General features: G+C 71.3%; 20 protein-coding genes and 1 riboswitch. Of the genes, 4 read left to right on the forward strand and 16 right to left on the reverse strand.

Annotated features, from left to right (window positions below):
- Positions 1-6: 6 nt before the first annotated feature.
- A complete protein-coding gene (locus C0012_RS13695; protein WP_111467154.1) occupies positions 7-1,023 on the forward strand; it encodes a LacI family DNA-binding transcriptional regulator in 1,017 nt (338 codons plus the stop codon).
- 7 nt (positions 1,024-1,030) lie between these two features.
- Here the strand turns inward: C0012_RS13695 and C0012_RS13700 are convergent, their stop codons facing one another.
- Entirely contained in the window at positions 1,031-1,786 is a 756-nt protein-coding gene (locus C0012_RS13700) for a lytic transglycosylase domain-containing protein (protein WP_111467155.1), read from the reverse strand.
- 73 nt (positions 1,787-1,859) lie between these two features.
- Here C0012_RS13700 and C0012_RS13705 point away from each other — a divergent pair, with 73 nt between their 5' ends.
- Entirely contained in the window at positions 1,860-2,126 is a 267-nt protein-coding gene (locus C0012_RS13705; RefSeq protein WP_111467156.1) for a hypothetical protein, read from the forward strand.
- 13 nt (positions 2,127-2,139) lie between these two features.
- Here C0012_RS13705 and C0012_RS13710 read toward each other — a convergent pair whose 3' ends face one another.
- Positions 2,140-2,976 (reverse strand): aldo/keto reductase, encoded by an 837-nt coding sequence (locus tag C0012_RS13710; protein WP_111467157.1) that lies wholly within the window; start codon positions 2,974-2,976, stop codon positions 2,140-2,142.
- A gap of 210 nt (positions 2,977-3,186) precedes the next feature.
- Here C0012_RS13710 and C0012_RS13715 point away from each other — a divergent pair, with 210 nt between their 5' ends.
- Positions 3,187-4,179, forward strand: coding sequence for a DUF2207 family protein (locus tag C0012_RS13715; protein WP_111467158.1), 993 nt, complete (start codon positions 3,187-3,189; stop codon positions 4,177-4,179).
- 17 nt (positions 4,180-4,196) lie between these two features.
- Here the strand turns inward: C0012_RS13715 and C0012_RS13720 are convergent, their stop codons facing one another.
- The 13 genes from C0012_RS13720 to C0012_RS13780 form a co-directional block, all read right to left on the reverse strand.
- The gene (locus tag C0012_RS13720) at positions 4,197-5,606 is read right to left on the reverse strand and encodes an inorganic phosphate transporter (protein WP_111467159.1); all 1,410 of its coding nucleotides are present in this window, start codon (positions 5,604-5,606) and stop codon (positions 4,197-4,199) included.
- Between the two features lie 175 nt (positions 5,607-5,781).
- Entirely contained in the window at positions 5,782-6,882 is a 1,101-nt protein-coding gene (locus C0012_RS13725) for a ThiF family adenylyltransferase (RefSeq protein WP_232527943.1), read from the reverse strand.
- A complete protein-coding gene (locus tag C0012_RS13730) occupies positions 6,879-7,658 on the reverse strand; it encodes a thiazole synthase (RefSeq protein ID WP_111467160.1) in 780 nt (259 codons plus the stop codon). Before C0012_RS13730 ends, C0012_RS13725 begins: the two co-directional genes overlap by 4 nt.
- Positions 7,659-7,660: 2 nt before the next feature.
- Entirely contained in the window at positions 7,661-7,900 is a 240-nt protein-coding gene (thiS, locus tag C0012_RS13735; protein ID WP_111467161.1) for a sulfur carrier protein ThiS, read from the reverse strand.
- A complete protein-coding gene (locus tag C0012_RS13740; RefSeq protein ID WP_111467162.1) occupies positions 7,897-9,132 on the reverse strand; it encodes an FAD-dependent oxidoreductase in 1,236 nt (411 codons plus the stop codon). Before C0012_RS13740 ends, thiS begins: the two co-directional genes overlap by 4 nt.
- Positions 9,119-10,849, reverse strand: coding sequence for a phosphomethylpyrimidine synthase ThiC (gene thiC, locus C0012_RS13745; RefSeq protein ID WP_332835696.1), 1,731 nt, complete (start codon positions 10,847-10,849; stop codon positions 9,119-9,121). Before thiC ends, C0012_RS13740 begins: the two co-directional genes overlap by 14 nt.
- Positions 10,848-10,957: riboswitch (TPP riboswitch) on the reverse strand. It overlaps the preceding gene by 2 nt.
- Positions 10,958-10,995: 38 nt before the next feature.
- Positions 10,996-11,865, reverse strand: coding sequence for a 3-methyl-2-oxobutanoate hydroxymethyltransferase (gene panB / locus C0012_RS13750; RefSeq protein ID WP_111467163.1), 870 nt, complete (start codon positions 11,863-11,865; stop codon positions 10,996-10,998).
- Complete coding sequence (gene panD, locus C0012_RS13755; protein ID WP_111467164.1) at positions 11,862-12,251, reverse strand: aspartate 1-decarboxylase; 390 nt, start codon at positions 12,249-12,251, stop codon at positions 11,862-11,864. The genes panB and panD overlap by 4 nt, the downstream gene beginning before the upstream one ends.
- Complete coding sequence (panC, locus tag C0012_RS13760; RefSeq protein ID WP_111467165.1) at positions 12,251-13,102, reverse strand: pantoate--beta-alanine ligase; 852 nt, start codon at positions 13,100-13,102, stop codon at positions 12,251-12,253. Before panC ends, panD begins: the two co-directional genes overlap by 1 nt.
- Positions 13,099-13,842 (reverse strand): DUF2520 domain-containing protein, encoded by a 744-nt coding sequence (locus C0012_RS13765; RefSeq protein ID WP_111467166.1) that lies wholly within the window; start codon positions 13,840-13,842, stop codon positions 13,099-13,101. The genes panC and C0012_RS13765 overlap by 4 nt, the downstream gene beginning before the upstream one ends.
- A 172-nt stretch (positions 13,843-14,014) precedes the next feature.
- Positions 14,015-14,764: an alpha/beta hydrolase gene (locus tag C0012_RS13770; protein ID WP_111467226.1), complete on the reverse strand. Its 750-nt coding sequence runs from the start codon at positions 14,762-14,764 to the stop codon at positions 14,015-14,017.
- The gene (locus C0012_RS13775; RefSeq protein WP_111467167.1) at positions 14,761-15,714 is read right to left on the reverse strand and encodes an EamA family transporter; all 954 of its coding nucleotides are present in this window, start codon (positions 15,712-15,714) and stop codon (positions 14,761-14,763) included. Before C0012_RS13775 ends, C0012_RS13770 begins: the two co-directional genes overlap by 4 nt.
- Positions 15,711-16,265 (reverse strand): TetR/AcrR family transcriptional regulator, encoded by a 555-nt coding sequence (locus C0012_RS13780; RefSeq protein ID WP_111467168.1) that lies wholly within the window; start codon positions 16,263-16,265, stop codon positions 15,711-15,713. The genes C0012_RS13775 and C0012_RS13780 overlap by 4 nt, the downstream gene beginning before the upstream one ends.
- 261 nt (positions 16,266-16,526) lie before the next feature.
- Here C0012_RS13780 and C0012_RS13785 point away from each other — a divergent pair, with 261 nt between their 5' ends.
- Positions 16,527-16,964 (forward strand): MarR family winged helix-turn-helix transcriptional regulator, encoded by a 438-nt coding sequence (locus C0012_RS13785; RefSeq protein WP_111467169.1) that lies wholly within the window; start codon positions 16,527-16,529, stop codon positions 16,962-16,964.
- 122 nt (positions 16,965-17,086) lie between these two features.
- Here C0012_RS13785 and C0012_RS13790 read toward each other — a convergent pair whose 3' ends face one another.
- Positions 17,087-19,756 (reverse strand): phosphoenolpyruvate carboxylase, encoded by a 2,670-nt coding sequence (locus tag C0012_RS13790; RefSeq protein ID WP_111467170.1) that lies wholly within the window; start codon positions 19,754-19,756, stop codon positions 17,087-17,089.
- Positions 19,757-19,826 lie beyond the last annotated feature (70 nt).

The following is a 19,826-nucleotide window of genomic DNA, read 5'->3' on the forward strand; positions in this document are numbered from 1 at the left end:
TCCCTCATGACATCGACCATGCACGACGTCGCGAAAGCGGCCGGCGTCTCGGCGATGACGGTCTCGAACGTGCTCAACGGGCGGGGGCGCGTCGGCGAGACGACGCGCGAACGCGTCGAGTCGGCCGCCGCGGACCTCGGCTACTCGCTCAACCTGACCGCCCGCCATCTGCGCGAAGGACGCACGCACACGATCGCGCTGATCGTCCCACAGCTCGACCACGCCTATTTCGGCGAGCTCGCCGCGCGCTTCGACCGGCTGCTGCAGCCATCCGGTCGCCACCTCGTCGTCGAGCAGACGCGCGCCCATCCGGAGGCCGAACGCTCCGCCCTCAGCCCCGCTCGCCTCCGTCTCTATGACGGCGTGCTCATGTCGGTTGTGGGCCTGCGCCCCGAGGAGGTGGCCGGCATCCAGCCGAGCGTTCCCGTGGTCATGCTCGGCGAGCAGGACATCCCCGACCGCTTCGACCACGTGCGGATGTCCAACTTCGAGGGTGCACGCCTCGCGACGGCGCACATGCTGCAGAAGGGCTCACGACGGATCGTGCTCCTCGGCGGCGCGCGCGATCAGGACGATACGAGCGGCATGGCGCGCAGGCGCACCCGAGGGTGGCGCGCCGCCCACCACGACGCGGGGGCGAGCGTTCCGGAGGAGCTCATCGTCCCTCTTGCCACACCGACCGCGCAGCTCGGCTACGACGCGATCCAGCAGCTTCTTGCGGATCGCGTCGACTTCGACGGCGTGTTCGCCGTCACCGACGCGCTCGCGACGGGCGTCCTGTCCGCGCTCTCGCAGACCTCCCTCCGCGTGCCGGAGGACGTGCAGGTCATCGGATTCGACGATCTCGACTCCTCGCGCTTCACCGTGCCGCCACTGTCGACGATCGCTCCCGGCGACGAACAGATGGCCGCCGAAGCGCTCCGTCTGCTCGATCGCCTCATCGAGGCCTCCCCGGAGGATCCCCCCGCCCGTGAGCACCTCACGGCGCCCGTGTCGCTCATCGAGCGCGGAACAACGCGGTGAACGCGCCTCACACCCCCGCCGCTGCGTACCGCTCGGCCGCCGTGGCGACGCGCACCTGGTAGTCGAAGGTGTTGTTGTACGAGCGGATCGCGCGGATCCACTGCTCCCCCTCGGCGAGGGTGCCGTCGAGCCGACAGAGGTAGGCCGCGGCGGTCGCGGCCGCGGCGTCGATGCTGTGCGGATCCGCGACGCCGTCGCCTGCCGCGTCGACGGCCCAGATCGACCACGTTTCGGGGATGAACTGCATCGGCCCGACCGCCCGGTCCCATTCGGCGTCGCCGTCGAGGAGGCCGCCGTCGGTATCGGGGATCTCCATCGTCTCGTTCGTGCCGTCGAGGGCGATGCCGATGATGTGCGGGCGCGCGACGCCGTCGGCGTCGATGGACCCGCCCTGCAGCGTGCCGTGATGGCTCTCGACCCAGCCGATGCCCGCGAGCGTGTTCCAGCCAACCTCGCATCCGCTGGCGCGAGCGCGCGCGTCGGCCGCGGCGTACGCGGCGAGCGCGCGCTCGGGGATCCCCGTCTCCTGCGCGACGTCTTCGAGCCAGACGGTGTCGACGGATCCGTCGGCCCGCATCGGCGCCGCCGCGGGGCTCGCGACTTCGACGCGAGGAGCGGTGTCGCCGCCGACGGCGTCGAACTCGATGGGGTCGACCGAGATCGTGCCGATGATCGCCACCACGCCGAGGACACCCAGTACGCCGATCACACCGAGCAGGGCGACGACCCCGATCACCGCCCCGATCCCCCGTCGTGTGCTCATCCGGTCATTGTCGTCGGCTCTGCCCGTACGCGCGCCGTGAGCGATGCCGGGCGCGATAGGACATGATCAATCCGTGAGAGACCATTCCCGGCACAGCGGCGTCGGAATCGCCGCGCTCGTCCTCGGCGTCGTCGCGGTGCTGACCGCGTGCGTGCCGCTGCTCGGTGAAATCCTTGCACTGCTCCCCGCTCTCGGGGCGATCGCGTTCGGAATCGTCGGCGTGCGTCACCACGAGACCGGCCGTGCCGCGGGCGCGGGCATGGCCGTCGTCGGCGCTGTGCTGGGCGGGTTCTCCCTGGCCATCGTCGGGCTCCTGTTCGCCCTGTCGATCATGCCGTGACGCGGCGAGGCCCTCACATCTCCTCGTGGGTGTCGGGGTCACCGCCCCAGAGCCGGCCGCGCTCGAGGTTGCTGAGTCGCTTGACATCGATGTCCGACAGTTCGAAGCCGAACACGTCGGCGTTCTCACGCTGACGGGCCGGATCGGCAGACTTCGGGATCGGCGTGGATCCGCACTGCACGTGCCAGCGCACGACGAGCTGGGTCGGCGTGACGCCGTAGTCCTGCGCGAGCTGGGCGACGAGGGGCTCTGCGAGCAGATCGCTGCGCCGGGCGAGCGGGCTCCAGCTCTCGGTGCGGATCCCGTGCTCGGCGTGGAAGGTGCGCAGCGGGGCCTGCGGAAAGTACGGGTGCATCTCGACCTGGTTGACGGCGGGCACAACTCCGGTCTCGTCGATGAGACGCTCGAGCATGGGCACCGTGAAGTTCGAGACGCCGACCGAACGCACGACCCCCTCGTCGCGGAGGGCGAGCATGCCGCGGAAGGTGTCGACGTACTTGTCGACGCTCGGGTTCGGCCAGTGGATGAGCAGCAGGTCGATGCGGCCGAGGCCGATCGTCTCGTTCGACTCGCGGCCCGATGCGATCGCCTCGTCGTAGCCGTGGTGGCGCCCGGGGATCTTCGTCGTGACGATGATCTCGTCGCGGTCGGCGGATCCGGTGCGCACGGCCTCGCCGACCTCACGCTCGTTGTCGTAGTTGACGGCGGTGTCGAGCACGCGATACCCGGTCTCGATGCCGGACCGGATCGCCGCGATCCCGTCGTCACCCGCGAGCTTGTACGTACCGAGCCCGACCTCGGCGAACGGGTGCCCGTCGTTCAGTGCGATCTGGGGGATGTCGAGAGTCACGATGTCGTCCTTCCGATCGGCGATTCTGGCCCTGTCGAGCCTACGCGGACATCCCAACACGACGCAGTCAATTTCCGGCCTCGCACCGTGACACGCAGCCCGGCGGGCCCTCGGCCTCCAGATTGACTGCGTTGTGTTGGGTGTTGGGTGCCGGGCGGGCACACGGACGGATCCGGACCACCGGCCGTCGCCCGCCCCTACGCTGGGATCGTGGACCTCGCCGTGTTTGTCCTCGTCGCCGTCACCTGCTGCTGCCTCGCTCTCATGGTCATCGCCATCGCGATGTCGCGCCGCGCCCGCGCCGAGGCACCGGGGCGCCCGACGGTCGTCGCCGAATACGCGCCGCCCGAGAGCATGGATGCGGCGAGCGCCGCGCTGATCCTGCAACGCCCCCGCCGCGTCCTGCCGGCGAAGGTGCTCGAGCTCGCCGTCCGCGGAGCCGTTCGCTTCGTGCCGTCCACGCGACGACGGCGTCGCCTCGACCTCGCCCCCGGGCGCCCGAAAGGCCTCGACTCGGTCGACACTCAGCTCGTGCGCGCGATGTTCCCGCCCGGAACGGACACCTTCCGGCCGTCGCGCCGAAACCGCGGCTGGTCGAGCGCGGCGCAACAGGTTCTCGCCCACACCCGCGCGGCCGCGATCCGGTGGCAGCGCCGCCTCGACGGCGCGAACACCGTCATCATCCTCGGCATGCTCGCCTTCCTCGCCGAGCTCGTCCTGGTGCTCGTCGCGGGGCTCGCGGGCGCGCCGTTGGGCCTCGTGATGTCGCTCGGGTTCGTCGGCGTCATCGCCGCGATCCTGCCCGGCCCGATCCTGGGTCGCGAGTTCTTCACGCCCGAGGGCGCCGAGGCGCGCGACCATCTGCTCGGGCTGAAGGAGTTCATGCACTGGGCGGAGGAGGATCGGATCCGCGCCCTGCAGTCACCGGAGACGGCCGACATGGTCGGCACCGACGAGGGCGCGACGCTGCGACTCTACGAACGGCTGCTGCCGTACGCCGCGGTGTTCGGCATGACGAAGGAGTGGCTGCGCGTGCTGCGCGCCCGATACGCCGACGAGGATGTGATGCCCGTCTGGCTGGATCCGGCGATCGGCGACCTCGGCACGGCCGACATCGAGGTCGTGGACATGGTGGATTCCGTCGTCGGCGATACGTCGATCTCGGGCGACGGAGACGGCGGCGGCGATGGGGGCGGCGACTGAGGAGCCGCCCTCGCCCGTCAGAAGATCGCGCTGAGGAGCAGGTATCCGACGGCGCCGATGCTGGCCGCGACGGGCAGCGTGATGACCCACGCCATCGCGATCGGCTTCATCAGCTTCCAGTTGGCGGCTTTGTTCACGAGGCCGACGCCGAGCACAGCGCCGATGAGGATGTGCGTGCTCGAGACCGGCAGGCCGAGGACGGACGCGAGCATGACGACGCCCGCCGCCGCGAGCTCCGCCGAGAAGCCGCTCGCCGGGTGGATCTCGGTGAGTCGCTTGCCGACGGTCGACACGACGCGGCGTCCGATGAACCAGAGCCCTGCGAGCAGCGCGATCCCGAACGTGATGAGCACGGGCAGGGGAACCGCGGCGGCGTCGCCGACGGTATCTGTCCGAAGCACGTCGAGCACGGCCGCGAAGGGACCGACGGCGTTCGCGATGTCGTTCGCGCCGTGGCTGAACGCGAACGCACTCGCCGTGAACACCTGCATCCACGAGAAGAGCGTGAAGGCCGCTTTCTTGAACTTCTTCTTGCGCAGGGCCTGCGCGAACACGTACACGCCGACCCATACGGCGATGCCGATCATCGCGAGCAGGAAGACGAGCACGGCGGGCTCGACGTCGAGGTCGAGGTTCCCCAGGCCCTTCACGAACAGCATGCCCGCGAGCATGATCGCCGCGAGCGCGGCGACGAGCGGGACGAGCGTCTGCAGGGCGCGGTGGCCCTCCTCGCGGTCATCGACCGCGTGGTTGAGGATGTACCGCTTGATCAGCCAGAAGATGATGAACGCGACGATGCCGCCGAGCAGGGGCGAGAGCACCCACGAGGCGACGATCTGTCCGATCGCGTCCCACTGCACCATGTCGCCTCCGCCGAGGCCCGTGGCGATCCCCATCGTGACCGACGCGCCGACGATGCCGCCGATGATCGAGTGCGTCGTCGAGACGGGCCACCCCATGCGGGTGGCGAGGAACAGCCAGAGCGCGGCTCCGAGGAGCGCCGACATCATGATGTAGACGAAGTCGTCGGGGCTCTGCGAGACCACCTCGAGGTCGACGATCCCCTTGCGCACCGTGTCGGTGACGGATCCGCCCGCGAGCACGGCGCCCGACACCTCGAACACGGCCGCGACCACGAGGGCCTGCTTCATCGTGAGGGTGCCGGACCCGACGCTCGTGCCGAACGAGTTCGCGACGTCGTTGCCCCCGATGTTGAAGGCCATGAAGACGCCGAAGGCGATCGCGGTAATGAGGAGGACGCGGTTGGTCTCGGTCGAGACCCAGCCGAGCGACCAGAGGGTGAAGCCGATCGCCGCGATGGCGAGCAGTCCACCGAAGGCGAGGTGCCACCACCGGTCGCTGGGATCGCGTACGTCGGCGTCGTCGGGAAGGTCGGATTCCGCCCGTGAAGGGGTATCGGTCGCCACCGCGGTGTTCTCCCTGAGATGCGTGCTGTGTGCGCCCGTCCGACGCCCGACCGCGACGCTCCCCTCGAAGCGGGCGACACGGTTTCGAGAAGATTAACAACCGTTGCGGGGAGGGCGCCAGGAGCGTCTCCAGGGACCCGTCGGGCGCCACGCACGTGAACGGATCCTGAACGGGCTACGAGTGAGGCACCTCGCACGCGGAAGCCGCCGCGCCATCCCGTGCCTGCCAGGCTGCGAGTCCGCCCGCGAGAGATCGGATCCCGCGTTCTCGCCAGCCGTCGCGCGCGGCGAGGATCTCCGCGGCCCGGCGGGACCGCACGCCGATCGCGCAGTGCAGCACGATGTCGTCGGCGTCCGCCACGGCAGGCGGCGCGTCCTCCCCCGCCTCGATCGCGGCGAGATCCCAGCGCACGGACGTGGGGATCCCGCCCTCCTCATCAGCGCCCCGCACGTCGACGATGACGGGCGGATCCTCCCCCGCCAGCTCGCTCCGCAGCTGCGCGGCGGTGACGATCCCCACGCCCGCCCGGCGCGCCTCGGGGCGCAGCGCGACCTCACGCCAGCCGGCCCCGAGCGCGTCGATCACGACGAGTCGGCCGAGCAGCGAGCGTCCGCGCCCCGTCACGAGCTTGATCCCTTCCGCGGCCATCTGGCTGCCGACGATCGCGCACAGCGGCCCGAACACGCCGGCCGTGCCGCAGTCGGGCGCCGACGCGGGCGCGTCCGGGTAGAGATCTCGGTAACGCACGCCGCCTTCGGCCGAGAAGACGGTCACCTGCCCCTCGTCGCGCAGGACGGATCCCCAGACCACAGGGATCCCGGCTTCGGCGGCCGCATCGTCGACGAGGTAGCGCGTGGCGAAGTTGTCGGAACCGTCGACGACGAGGTCGTATCGGGCGAGGAGCTCGGGCGCGTTCTCGGGCGTCAGCCGGAAACCGTGGGCCTCGACGACGAGACCGGGATCGAGCGCGCGCAGCCGGTCGCGCGCCGAGTCGATCTTGCGGCGGCCGATGTCGGCGGCGCCGTGGAGCAGCTGCCGCTGCAGATTCGAGATCTCGACCGTGTCGTCGTCGACGATGCCGAGTGTTCCGACGCCGGCCGCGGCGAGACCCATGAGGCACGGCGCGCCGAGGCCGCCGGCGCCGACGACGAGCACGCGGGCCGCGCGCAGCCGCCTCTGCCCTTCCTCGCCCATGCCGGGCAGCATGGTCTGCCGCGAGAAGCGCTCGCGCTCGGCCGCCGTCAGCGGAGGCCCCGGATCCACGAGAGCCGTCACAGCGCGGCCCCGAACGCCGGCAGCCCGTCGGTCTCGGACGACGCCTGCGCGAGGCGCCGGCGCGGGATCCGCCCCGCTCCGGCCGCGAGCCGCCCGGCCTCGACAGCGTGCCGGAAGGCGGCGGCCATCCGTGCCGGGTCGTGGGCGCGCGTGACGGCCGTCGCGAGCAGCACGGCGTCGCAGCCGAGCTCCATCGCGAGCGCCGCATCGGACGCGGTGCCGAGACCCGCGTCGAGCACGACGGGAACGCCCGCGCGCCGGACGATCAGCTCGATGTTGTGGGGATTGAGGATCCCGAGCCCTGTGCCGATCGGCGCGCCGAGCGGCATGACGGCCACGACGCCGGCCTGTTCGAGGCGCAGCGCCGTGACGGGGTCGTCGTTCGTGTAGGCGAACACCGCGAACCCGGAGGCCACGAGGCGCTCCGCGGCGTCGACCAGCTCGACGGGATCGGGCAGCAGGGTCTCGTCGTCCGCGACGACCTCGAGCTTGATCCAGTTCGTGCCGAACGCCTCGCGCGCGAGCTCGGCGGTCAGGACCGCCTCGTGGGCGGTGCGGCACCCCGCCGTGTTCGGCAGCAGGCGGATCCCCTTCTCGCGCAGCAGCCCATACAGGGATCCGTCGCGCTCGGCGCCGTAGCGGCGCACCGCGACCGTCGTGAGCTCGGTGCCCGACGCGTCGAGCGCGTCCGCGAGCACGTCGAGGCTCGGGGCTCCGCCCGTGCCGAGGATGAGGCGAGAGCCGAGCGCCACGCCGTCGATCTCGAGGGGATCCATGCTCACCCTCCCTGGGCCGCGGTCAGCACCTCGACGCGGGAGCCGTCGCCCAGCCGATGCGCCGCCCACGCGCGGCGCGGGACGACGGCGTCGTCGACCGCGACGGCGATACCGAGGGGCTCGCCGTCGGCGGCCTGCCCGTCGGACGCGACCGCACGCCCCGTGAGGGCGGCGACGACGTCGGCGGGCCCGGATCCGTCGGGAAGCGTCAGGCGATCGCCGTTGACGATGATCTCGATCATGTGTGTGCTCCTTCGAAGATGCGTGGTTCGGGATCGCGCGTGTCCGAGGCGCCGTGCTTCCGCGCCCCGAGGAATCGCCGCGGATCGAGCGGCCCGATGTCGATGTCGGGCTCGTCGCCCGCGGCGAGCGCCGCGATCGCCTGGGCGATGAGCGGCGCGAGCAGAACCCCCGCGCGGTTCGTCCCCGTCGCGACGAGCAGCCCGTCGGCCGCGCGTCCGACGAGGGGGAGGTGATCGGGCGTCGCGGGGCGGGCCCGGGCGGAGTGGGCGACGAAACGGCTCTCCTCGACCGACGGCACGAGGGCGATCGCGTCGCGCAGCAGGGCGTGCACCCCGCCTGCCGATACCCCCTCATCGCCGTCTTCCCGCTGCGTCGCTCCGACGACGAGCGTGCCGTCGGGCCGCGGCACGAGGTACACGGGGCGGCCGCGGACGCGGCCCCGGACCGTGTGCCGCAGCCGCATGCCGGCGGGCGCGTACAGACGCAGGATGTCGCCGTGCACGGGCCGCACGGCGCCGCCGAGATCGACCCCGTCGACGTGACCCGTGCCGTGCGCGATCACGGTCTCGCGGGCGCGGATCACGCGGCCGTCCGCGAGTTCGATGCCCGTCACGCGGCCTGCGCCGTTGCGGGCGATGCGCGCCGCACGCGTGCGCTCGACGCGGTCGCCGATGCCGGACCGCAGCGCGGCCGCGAGTCGGCGCGGATCCACGCGATGGTCGCCCTCGGCCAGGAGCGCCCGCGAGATGCCGGGCGCGAGGAGCGGCTCGCGCGAGCGCGCCTCCCGCGACGACAGCCACCGCACGCCCGCGGCCGCGGGGGCGCAATCCTGGTCCGGCGGCCGTGTCGCGCCGTCCGCGGCCGCAGAGGCGCAACGGGATCCGCCCGCGAGCGCATTCAGCTCGTCGAGCGACCGCGCGTCGGCGGCGTCCGCGCCGAGGAGGAGCGTCGGCTCGCGCTCGTACGCGCAGGCTTCGGCCCCTCCGGGGATCCCGGCGACGAACCGCGGATACATCGCCACCGCCACGCGGCCGAGCGCGTGCAGCACGGGCTCGGTGTGCTCGAGCTCCCCGAAGGGACTGAGCATCCCCGCAGCGGCATACGTCGCACCTCCGCCGGGATCCGGGTCGACGACGCGCACGCGCGCCCCCGCGGCGAGACAGGCGGCTGCGATCGCGGATCCGACGATGCCCGCGCCGACGACGGCGACGTCGACGTCAGGCGCGCACACGGGGTTCGTCGAGGTAGACCTTCGCCCCCTGCGCGAGGAACTCCTCCGACTTGCGCCGCATCTGGACGATCGCCTCCTGCTCCTCGGCGCCGCCGAAGCGGTCGCGGATGTCCTGCGAGATGCGCATCGAGCAGAACTTCGGCCCGCACATCGAGCAGAAATGCGCCGTCTTCGCGGGCTCGGCCGGAAGAGTCTCGTCGTGGAACTCCTCGGCGGTGTCCGGATCGAGCGAGAGCGCGAACTGGTCACGCCAGCGGAACTCGAAACGCGCCTTCGAGAGGGCGTCGTCGCGCTCGTGCGCGCCCGGGTGGCCCTTCGCGAGATCGGCCGCGTGCGCCGCGATCTTGTAGGTGATGACGCCCGTCTTCACGTCGTCGCGGTTCGGCAGCCCCAGGTGCTCCTTGGGCGTGACGTAGCAGAGCATCGCCGTGCCGTAGCGGGCGATCTCGGTGGCCCCGATCGCCGAGGTGATGTGATCGTAGCCGGGCGCGACATCGGTCACGAGCGGGCCGAGCGTGTAGAACGGGGCGCCCGAGCAGAGCTCCTGCTGTCGTTCGACGTTCTCACGCACGAGGTGCAGCGGGATGTGCCCCGGCCCCTCGACCATGACCTGCACGTCGAACTCCCACGCGCGGTGCGTGAGCTCGGCGAGCGTGTCGAGCTCGGCGAACTGCGCGGCGTCGTTCGCGTCGGCGATGGATCCGGGACGCAGCCCGTCACCGAGCGAGAACGACACGTCGTAGCGGGCGAAGATCTCGCACAGCTCGTCGAAGTGCGTGTAGAGGAAGTTCTCCTGGTGGTGCGCGAGGCACCAGCCGGCCATGATGGATCCGCCGCGCGAGACGATGCCCGTCACACGGTCGGCCGAGCGGGGCACGTAGCGCAGCAGCACGCCCGCGTGGATCGTCATGTAGTCGACGCCCTGCTCGCACTGCTCGATGACGGTGTCGCGGAAGATCTCCCACGTGAGCCGGTGCGCATCACCGTCGACCTTCTCGAGCGCCTGGTAGATCGGCACGGTGCCGATCGGGACGGGCGCGTTGCGGATGATCCACTCGCGCGTCGTGTGGATGTCGTCGCCCGTCGACAGGTCCATGACCGTGTCGGCGCCCCACTTCGTGGCCCAGGAGAGCTTGTCGACCTCCTCCGCGATCGAGCTCGTCACGGCCGAGTTGCCGATGTTGGCGTTGATCTTGACGAGGAACGCCTTGCCGATGATCATCGGCTCGGCCTCGGGGTGGTTCACGTTGAGCGGGATGATCGCCCGGCCCGCCGCGAGCTCGCTGCGGACGAGCTCGACATCGCACCCTTCGCGGAGCGCGACGAAGCGCATCTCGTCGGTGATGATCCCCTGACGCGCGTAGTGCATCTGGGTGACGGTGCGACCATCGACGGAGCGCCGCGGCGCGGCCTCGTGCCCGCGCCATTCGGCCGAGGCCTCCCCGCGGCGGGCGGCGGCGCGACCGTCGTCCTGCAGATCGCGCGGGCGGCCCTCGTACTCCTCGGTGTCGCCGCGGCGGCGGATCCACTGCTCGCGGAGGCGCGGGATGCCGCGGACCGGATCGCCGCCGGGCCCCTCGGTTCGGTACGCCGTGAACGGCGCGTTCTCCTCGCCGTTCGGCGAGTCGGAGAGCGCGATGCGGGTGACCGGCACCCGGATGTCGTGCTCGTCGTCGTGCAGGTGGTCGAGCGAATGGGTCGCTTCTCGGGTGCGCAAGATGGCGCTCCTCACTTCCTCCGCCGGTATGAGCCGGTTCAGGTTCGACGGTCGCGGGCAGCATCAGCCCGATCTCAGCCCCTGCGTGGGACTCCCGTGTGGACGCCGATCACGTTAGCAGGCCCGCGGCGGCGCGCAAGTCGACGTCAGCGAGCGGCGAGGATCTCCTGCAGACGGGAGTATTCCTCTTCCGGCATGCCGTAGCGATGCTCCGCAGCGGGGTACTTCGCCGCCCGCACCTCGCCGACATAGGCCGCCACTCCGGCTTCCATGCGCTCTCGCAGCGCCTCGTATCGCTTCACGAATCGCGCCGCCGGACCGTCGTATATGCCGAGGAGATCATGGAACACGAGCACCTGGCCGTCGGTGGCCGGACCGGCGCCGATGCCGATGACGGGGATCCCGATCCGCGGCGTGATCGCCGACGCCGCGTCGCTCGGGATCGCCTCGAAGACGATCGAGAAGCATCCCGCCTCCTCGAGTGCGAGCGCGCCCTCGTAGACCTCGAGGGCTTCCTCGGCGGTGCGCCCCCGCGCGCGGTACCCGCCCTGGCCGTTCGCCGTCTGCGGCGTGAGGCCCACGTGCCCCATCACGGGGATCCCGGCCCGCACGATGGCACGCGCCCGGTCGACGGAGGATCCGCCGCCCTCCAGCTTGACCGCGTCGCAGCCCGTCTCCTTGACGAAGCGCTGGGCCGTCGCGACGGCGATCTCGTCGGAGGCCTCGTACGAGCCGAACGGCAGATCGGCCACCAGGACGGGACGGCTCAGACCGCGGCGCACGGCGCGGCAGAGCATGATCATCTCGTCGACCGTGACGGGCACGGTGCTGTCGTATCCGAGCACCGTCATGGCGGCCGAGTCGCCGACCAGGACGACGTCGGCGCCGCCCGCCTCGGCGGCGAGCGCGCTCGGGTGGTCGTACGCCGTGATCATCGCGATCTTCTCACCCCGTTCCTTCATGGCGGCGAGGTCGCCGAGGCGCACGCGGGGCCGGTCCGCGGGCGCGGCGCTCACGAGACGTTCCCGAGCAGCTCGCCCACAGCGTCGTCGACGGCGACGATCTCGTTGCTCCGTCCGACGTGCACGACCGTCGGCTCGTACGTCTCGAGGTCGGTCTCGTCGTAGTCGGCGTACGAGACCACGATGATCGTGTCGCCCGTGTGCACGAGGCGCGCGGCGGCGCCGTTGACCTGGACGGCTCCGGATCCGCGCTCGCCGAGCAGCGTGTACGTCTCGAAGCGCGCGCCATTGTCGACGTCGAGCACGTGCACCTTCTCGTGCACGAGGATGTCGGCGGCCTCGAGCAGCTCGGGGTCGATCGTGATGGATCCGACGTAGTGCAGGTCGCTCCCCGTCACGGTCGCGCGGTGGATCTTGGACTTCAGCATGGTGCGGCGCATCACGCGCCTCCCCTCAGGATGCGATTGTCGATCAGTCGCGCCGCGCCCACGCGGGCCGCGACGGCGAGCAGCGCGTCGCCGTCGATCTGCGCGATCTCACGCAGATCGACGGCGTCACGCAGCTCGAGGTACTCGGGCTCGATCCCGGCGTCAGCGAGCACGGCGCGAGCATTCCGAACGATTCGGGCCGCGTCCCGCTCGCCGCCCGCGAACGCGGCCTCGCCCGCCGCGAGCGCCCGGTTCAGCGCCGCCGCGCGCCTGCGCGCCGCGGCGTCGAGATAGGCGTTTCGCGAGCTCATGGCGAGCCCGTCCGACTCGCGCACGATCGGGCAGGCGACGATCTCGACGGGCAGGTTCAGGTCACGCACAACGCGGCGTACGACGAGCACCTGCTGCGCGTCCTTCTGACCGAAGTACGCGGCGTCGGGGGCGACGATGCCGAACAGCTTCGTCACCACAGTCGCAACGCCGTCGAAGTGGTGCGGGCCGCGGCGTGCCCCGCAAAGCACGTCGGTGACGCCTTCGACATGGATCGTCGTGGCGAAGCCGTCGGGATAGATCTCGGCGGGCTCGGGGGCGAACAGGATGTCGACGCCCTCGGCCTCGGCGAGCGCCGCGTCGCGCTCCTCGTCGCGCGGGTAGGAGCCGAGATCCTCGTTCTGCCCGAACTGCGTCGGATTGACGAACAGCGACACGACCACGAGTCCGTGCGCATCCCGCGCGGCGCGCATGAGCGACAGGTGACCCTCGTGGAACGCCCCCATCGTGGGCACGAGTCCGACCGAGGCGCCGCCGGAGCGGGCGTCCGCGACGACCGCGCGCACCTCGGCGATGGTCCGCAGGATCCTCACGATGCGCTCCTGACGGCCAGCGCGCGCGTGCTCTCGTGCAGCGCGTCGAACAGCTCGGCGACGTCGGGGAGCGCCGCGACCGCCTCTCGGTGGCGGGCGACCGTGGCCTCGTCGCCGCGCGCGATGGGGCCCGTCAGCGCCGCCGCCCCCTGCCGCTCCCAGTTGTCGAGGGTGCGGCGCGCGAGCGGGGCGAGCATGGCGCGCGCGTCGGCCGCGGGGATCCCCGCCGTACCCGCCACGCGCTCCGCCGCGTCCTCGAGCGTGACGAGGAAATTCGAGGCGATGCACGCCGCCGCGTGATAGGCCGCGCGCCGCTCGTCGTCGATCGGGAACGGACGCGCGCCGAGCCGATAAGCGAGGTCCTCGGCTGCAGCCAGCGCCTCCTCCGTCCGCCCCGCGACGGCACACGCGATGCCCTCGAACGCGTCGGCGCCATCGCCGCCCGCGAAGGTCTGCAGGGGGTGGATCCCGAAGTCGACATCGTCCAGGGGCGTCGCACCCGACGTGTGCCCGATGAGCGCCGCCCGACCCGCCGCAGCCCGCGCGGCGTGTGCGATCTCGCGGTCGGGCACGCACAGCAGGGCGAGATCCGCGTCGGGGATCTCCTCGCCGCGACCCGTCGGACCGAGCACGTCGACGCCTGCGGCGCGCAGGGCGCGCGCGAAGGCGCCGCCGAGCCGGCCGTTGCCGACGAGGACGACACTGTGGGTCTCGCGAGGAGGCGTAAAGGGCGTGTTCATAAGGGTGCGGCGCGCGGGTGTGTCGCGCCCCTCGAGTATCCGGCTGACACGCCCCACATCACAAATCAGTGATCATACTGATAGACACAATCCACTAGATGCTTCGCACATTCGCACACCAAACGCCGAAATGCTTAGCAGAGTGATTTTCACATCACGTGTCGGCCTGTTATCAGTCGGTGCGCCGGACGAGCGCCGAGACGAGCTCGACGACCTCGGCATTCATCTCGGCGTCCGAGATCGTGGCGACGCCATCGCCAGCCTGCGCACCGTAGTCACCGAACGACGCGTGGGAGGCACCGTCGATCTCGACGAGCACCGCACCCGCGGGGAGGAGATCCGCCGCGTCCGCGATCTTCTCCGGGGTCGAGAGACCGTCTTCACCCCCGCCGATGCTCAGCGCCGGCATACCCGATGCCGACAGATCGTTCGCGCAGTACGACGCGAACAGGACAAGCGCGTCCGCGTCTCCACCGAGCCCGCACGCACGCACTCCACCGAGCGAATGGCCGCCGACGATCCATGTGTCAACCCCGGGCGCGAGCGCCGTGAAGGCGTCAAGCGGGCGCGGGTCGAAGAACGCGAGATTCAGCCACGGCCGAGTGATGACGACCGTCATCCCCTCCTCCACAACGAGCCCCGCGAGGCGGTTCGCATAGGCGGCCGCGTCGACCTTCGCCCCCGGGATGAAGACGAGCCCCGCCTCCGAGCCGCCCTCGGCCGGCGAGAGCGTGATCGCCGCGCTCGTGTCGGCGTACTCGATCACCCCGTCTTCCGTGACTGCATCGAGCGGTTCCGCCTCGGGCTGCATGACCCCGAGCTGGCTCCAGATGAGGAGCGCGGCGACCGCCACGACCACAACCCCTCCGAGGGATCCGCCTGCCCAGGCGAAGATCCGCCGCCTGCGGGATCGCCCCCTCATCGCGTGCTCGCGGTCCACCGCTCCCCCTCCGTCTGCGTCAGAAGGATCCTCTCATTCGAAGAACCGTGCCCCGCCGGCGCGAGCGCGACGACGACGAGCGCCGCGGCGACGAGGCCCAGGCCGATCCATCCCCCGACCCCGAAGCGTTCGCCGACGATGAGTACGGCGAGCACGGCGGCGACCGCCGGTTCGATGAGGGTGATCGTCGTCGCGGAGCGCGCCGGGATCCGAGCGAGCCCGATGCCGAAGAGCACATAGCCGAGGAACATCGGCACGAGGGCCATGTAGGCGGCGACCGCGAACGCGGTGCCCGATGCGACGAGCGGCGCCCCCGTCACGGCGAGGACGGGCAGCAGCAGAACGCCTCCCGCACCGAAAACAGCTCCCATGGCGGCCGCCCGCGAGATTCCCCCACCGATCAGGCGCTGCACGACCCAGGAGTACGTCGCATACGACACCCCCGCGCACAGCCCGAGGACGATGCCGAGCAGCGTCGAAGCCGCGGGGTCGCCGCCGCTCGCCTTCTCTGCACACAGCAGCACGCCGCCCGCGATCCCCAACGCGGCTGCCACGGCCCAGCCGCGCCCGAGGCGGCTCCGATCCACGACACGATCGATCACGCCGGAGGCGAGCGGCGCGGAGGCGAGCGACACGACGGATCCGATCGCCACGCCCGCGAGATGCATCGACGCGTAGAACGCCAGCGGGTAGATCGCGACGCTCACCGCGCCGAGCACCACGAGCCCGAGGCGCTCCCTCAGGGCCGGCAGCGCCGCGCGCAGCGGGCGCAGGGCGATGAGCGCCTGCAGGATCCCACCGATGCCGAGCGCCGCCGAGCCGATCGCGAGCGGCCCCGCCTCGGGGGCGAAGGTCGCGGCCGTGCCCGTCGTCCCCCAGAGCACGCCGGTCGTCGCGACGGCCGCGACGCCGACTCGATGTTCGCGGGTCATGCGGCGTCGATCATCTTCGCGGCGATCGCCCGCGCGGCGGAGAGGCGGTCACGGCTCCCCTCGAGCCCGGCGCGCACGACGGCCCCCTCGACGAGGAAGGAGAGATGCTGCGCGAGCTCGGCGGATCCCGTCGCCGCGGCGAGAAGCCCCTCGATTTCCTCCTTGTGCCGGCGCACGGCGTCGCGCCCCGCGGATCCGTCAGGCAGCTCCGCGGCCGCGTTGAGCAGGCCGCATCCGCGGAAGCCGCTCTCGAGCGAGGCATCGGCGTGATCGAGATAGGCGTCGAACACGGCGAGCGCCCGCTCGCGCGGCCCACTCGCCGACGCCGCTCGGCGCTCGTACAGCGCGCGCCACTCGGCGTGCCGCGCCTCGACGTACGCCTCGATCAGCTCGTCCTTCGACGAGAAGTTGTTGTAGAGGCTCATCTTGGCGACGCCCGCCTCGGCGATGATCGCGTCGATGCCCGTCGCAACCACGCCGCGGGCGTAGAAGAGCCGCCCCGCGGCATCGAGGATCCGCGCCCGCGCCGGGCGTCGTTCAGCGAGTGTCATAGGTAGACCAGTCTACCTATTTTGCGGGGTGTGGAGCCACCCCCTGGGTGCGGTCGATGGAGAACCTATGAATAACGGAAATGTAACGGAAACCCCTTGCCCCCCGTTATCTCACCGTTATAGAGTGCTCAGCACGGTGATCGTTTTGCTGTGGCGGTCATCGCATGTGATTGCAGGACACTCTTGGTGCAAGGGACACGGGCCCGGCCGGGGAACACCCCGACCGGGCCCTTCTGCGCGCAGACGCATACACTTGCATGTATGCCCGATCGTCGTCTCGCCATTGAAGCCTGGGAAAACCTCTTCCGTGCCCAGCACGAGGTCTTCGAGGACATCAAGCGCGACTTCGCCGACTCGTCCCTGCAGCAGGGCGAGTACGACGTGCTGCTGACCGTCGTTCGCGGCACGGAGGGCACCGAGGGCACCGCCCGACTGCGCGACATCACCGAGAACATGCTCATCAGCCAGCCGAGCGTCTCGCGCCTCGTCGACAAGATGGTCACCCGCGGCCTCGTGACGAAGTGCTCGGATCCCGAAGACGGCCGCGGATCCCTCGTCACAGCCACCGAAGAAGGCGTCCGCACCTTCCGGACGCTCGCGGTCGAGCACGGCCGCCACATCGCCGAGCGGATGTCCGCACTCACGAACGACGAGCTCCGCACGCTTACCGCGCTGACGCAGAAGCTTCGCGAGGACTGACGCCGCCCGCGAGCGACCATCGACCCCGCGACGGAGCACCCGCGCGGAGCTTGGTCGTGCGGACGCTGCTCTCTTGGGGGCGCCGAGGCGCGGCCGGGCCCACCGGGCCCGGCCGCGAGGCCTCAGCCCGTGTTCTGCAGGCCAGCGGCGACGCCCGAGACGGCGAGTAGCAGCAGGCGCTGCACCTCGGGATCCGCGGGGGCGTCCTCCGGCGCATCGCGCAGGGCGCGCAGCGCGCGCAGCTGCAGGAGCGACAGGACGTCGACGTAGGGACTGCGCAGCTTGACGGCCCGCTGCAGGACCGGCTTGTTCGCCAGCAGGCCATCGCCGCCGACAATCCGCACGACCCAGTCGCGCGTCAGCGCCATCTCGTCGAGGACGAGCTCCGCGAGATCGTCGCGGTCGCCCAGGGAAAGGTACTGCCGGGCGATGCGGTCGTCGGTCTTCGCCAGGCTCATCGCGACGTTGTCGATCATGGTGCGGAACAGCGGCCACTCGGCGTAGGCCTCGCGCAGCAGATCCTCGTCGCCGACCGCCTCGAGCGCCGTGCCGAGGCCGAACCAGCCGGCGAGGTTGATGCGCGCCTGCGTCCACGCGAAGACCCACGGGATCGCGCGGAGGTCCTCCAGCGACTCGACCGACAGCCCGCGCCGGGCGGGGCGCGAGCCGAGCGCGAGCAGCCCGACCTCCTCCATGGGCGTGACGGTCGCGAACCAGGGAGCGAAGCCGTCGGCCTTCACGAGGTCGAAGAAGCGCGCCCGGGACGACTGCTCCATGCGCTCCGCGACAGACGCGAATCGCTCGGCCGCATCACGGTTGCGCTGCTCGTTCGACGGCGCAGAGGCCGTGAGGATCGCCGCGGCGACCTGGTCGACGTGGCGCATCGCGATGTCGGGGTCGCCGTAGCGGGCGAAGATGACCTCGCCCTGCTCCGTGAGCTTGAAGCGCCCGTCGACCGAGTGCGGCGGCTGCGCGAGGATCGCGCTGTTCGCCGGCCCGCCGCCGCGGCCGAGCGCGCCGCCGCGACCGTGGAAGAGCGTGAGCTCGATGTCGTGCGCCTGCGCCCAGTCGGCGATCAGGGCCTGCGCCTCGTACAGCGCGAGCGTCGCCGCGACGGGCCCGACGTCCTTCGACGAGTCGGAGTATCCGAGCATGACCTCGAGGCGACGCCCCGTCTGCTCGAGACGCGACGCGAACGACGGGTGCTCGACGATCTCGGCGAGGATCCCCGGGGCCGCCTGCAGATCGTCGAACGTCTCGAACAGGGGGATCACGTCGAGCACCGGCGGCGTGCCGTCGTCGCCGACCGCGTACCGCGCGAGGCGGTGCACGTTCGCGAGGTCTTCGGCCGACTGCGTGAACGACACGATGTAGCGGCCCGCGGCCCGCGGCCCGAAGCGATCCTGCACGAACGCGATCGCGCGGAAGACCTCGAGCACTTCCTCGGTGAGCTCGCTGCGGGGTTCACCCGCGTCGAGCTCGGCGAGCACCTTCGCGTGCACCGCCGAGTGCTGACGCACCTCGAGCTCGGCCAGGTGGAAGCCGAAGGTCTCGACCTGCCAGATGAGCTTCTGCAGCTCGCCGTATGCCTGACGGGCGGCGCCCGCGTCAACGAGAGAGCTCTGCACCGTGCGCAGATCGGCGAGGAGATCTTCGGGATCCCGGTAGGCGAGATCCGCATTGCGCGTACGCGTCGCCGTGATCTTGCGGGCGAGCAGGAGGAGGGTCGCGCGGTGCGGCTCGTTCGGCGAGCGCTTCGCGACATCGGCCGCGGCGTCCTCGTCGGCGCTGCGCAGGCGCGTCAGCAGCGACTGCAGCTCCGAACTGGGCGTCGTCGATGCCTCGGCGAGCGTGAGCCCGCGTCCGACCCGCTGCGCCGCGCGCTCCAGGCCGAGCAGCACGTGCTCGCTCGCGATCGCGGCGGCCTTCCGGCTGATCTTCGCGGTCACGAACGGGTTGCCGTCGCGGTCGCCGCCGACCCAGCTGCCGACGCGCACGAACGGGCGCACAGCGGGCGCCGATCCACCGGCGGCGGCGCCCTGCAGGGCATCGTCGACCCGGCGGTAGACCTCGGGGATCGCCGTGAAGAGCGTGTCGTCGAACACAGCCATGACCGTGCGGACCTCGTCGAGCGGCGAGGGCTTCTCGGGGCGGATGGGCGAGGTACGCCACAGCGTGTCGATCTCCTCGAGCATCTGCCGGCGCGTGCGCTGCTCGGCGGATCCCTCGCGCGGTGCCTCCGACAGGGCGTCGACGAGCGAAGACAGGCGGCGGATGCTCGTCGAGACCGCACGGCGACGGGCCTCGGTCGGGTGCGCCGTGTAGACGGGGTGGAAGCAGAGTCCGTCGAGTCGCTCGCGCGCAGCGTCCTCTCCGATCTCCTCGGCGAGCGCCGAGAACGCGCCCGCGATCGTGCCGCGAGGATCCCGCGGCGTCGCCCCGTCCCGCTCGCGCAGGATGCGCACGCGGTGGCGCTCCTCCGCGAGGTTCACGAGATGGAAGTAGCACGTGAACGCACGCGCGACCTCATCCGCGCGGGACGGCGAAAGCTCGTCCGCGATCGCTGCGGCGCGGTCGAACGCGCCGGAAGACGGGTCGGTGTACGCCTGGATCGTCGCCATACGCAGGCGCTCGACGTCCTCAAGGAGTCCGTCGGATCCGCTTTCGCGAAGGACCTGGCCGAGAAGCGTGCCGAGGAGTCGCACGTCGGCGCGCATCTGCTCGGGCATCTCCTGCTCGGCCTCGAGGCGTCCGACGACGTCGAGAGTCTCTGTGGGGGAAGGAGTGGGCATGGATCCCACGGTAGCGACAGGCGGCGCCAGCGCCGAAACGAGCGACGGCCGAACCGGCGAGAACGGCGTT

It is taken from the genome of Microbacterium suaedae (assembly GCF_003254645.1).
Taxonomy (GTDB): domain Bacteria; phylum Actinomycetota; class Actinomycetes; order Actinomycetales; family Microbacteriaceae; genus Microbacterium; species Microbacterium suaedae.

Bases quoted from the DNA above. Each gene is read 5' to 3' on its own strand.
- C0012_RS13695 (WP_111467154.1), top strand. From the start codon at position 7: ATGACATCGACCATGCACGACGTCGCGAAAGCGGCCGGCGTCTCGGCG.
- C0012_RS13700 (WP_111467155.1), bottom strand. From the start codon at position 1,786: ATGAGCACACGACGGGGGATCGGGGCGGTGATCGGGGTCGTCGCCCTG.
- C0012_RS13730 (WP_111467160.1), bottom strand. From the start codon at position 7,658: ATGGATCCCCTCGAGATCGACGGCGTGGCGCTCGGCTCTCGCCTCATC.
- thiS (WP_111467161.1), bottom strand. From the start codon at position 7,900: ATGATCGAGATCATCGTCAACGGCGATCGCCTGACGCTTCCCGACGGA.
- panD (WP_111467164.1), bottom strand. From the start codon at position 12,251: ATGCGCCGCACCATGCTGAAGTCCAAGATCCACCGCGCGACCGTGACG.
- C0012_RS13765 (WP_111467166.1), bottom strand. From the start codon at position 13,842: ATGAACACGCCCTTTACGCCTCCTCGCGAGACCCACAGTGTCGTCCTC.
- C0012_RS13770 (WP_111467226.1), bottom strand. From the start codon at position 14,764: ATGAGGGGGCGATCCCGCAGGCGGCGGATCTTCGCCTGGGCAGGCGGA.
- C0012_RS13775 (WP_111467167.1), bottom strand. From the start codon at position 15,714: ATGACCCGCGAACATCGAGTCGGCGTCGCGGCCGTCGCGACGACCGGC.
- C0012_RS13780 (WP_111467168.1), bottom strand. From the start codon at position 16,265: ATGACACTCGCTGAACGACGCCCGGCGCGGGCGCGGATCCTCGATGCC.
- C0012_RS13785 (WP_111467169.1), top strand. From the start codon at position 16,527: ATGCCCGATCGTCGTCTCGCCATTGAAGCCTGGGAAAACCTCTTCCGT.
- C0012_RS13790 (WP_111467170.1), bottom strand. From the start codon at position 19,756: ATGCCCACTCCTTCCCCCACAGAGACTCTCGACGTCGTCGGACGCCTC.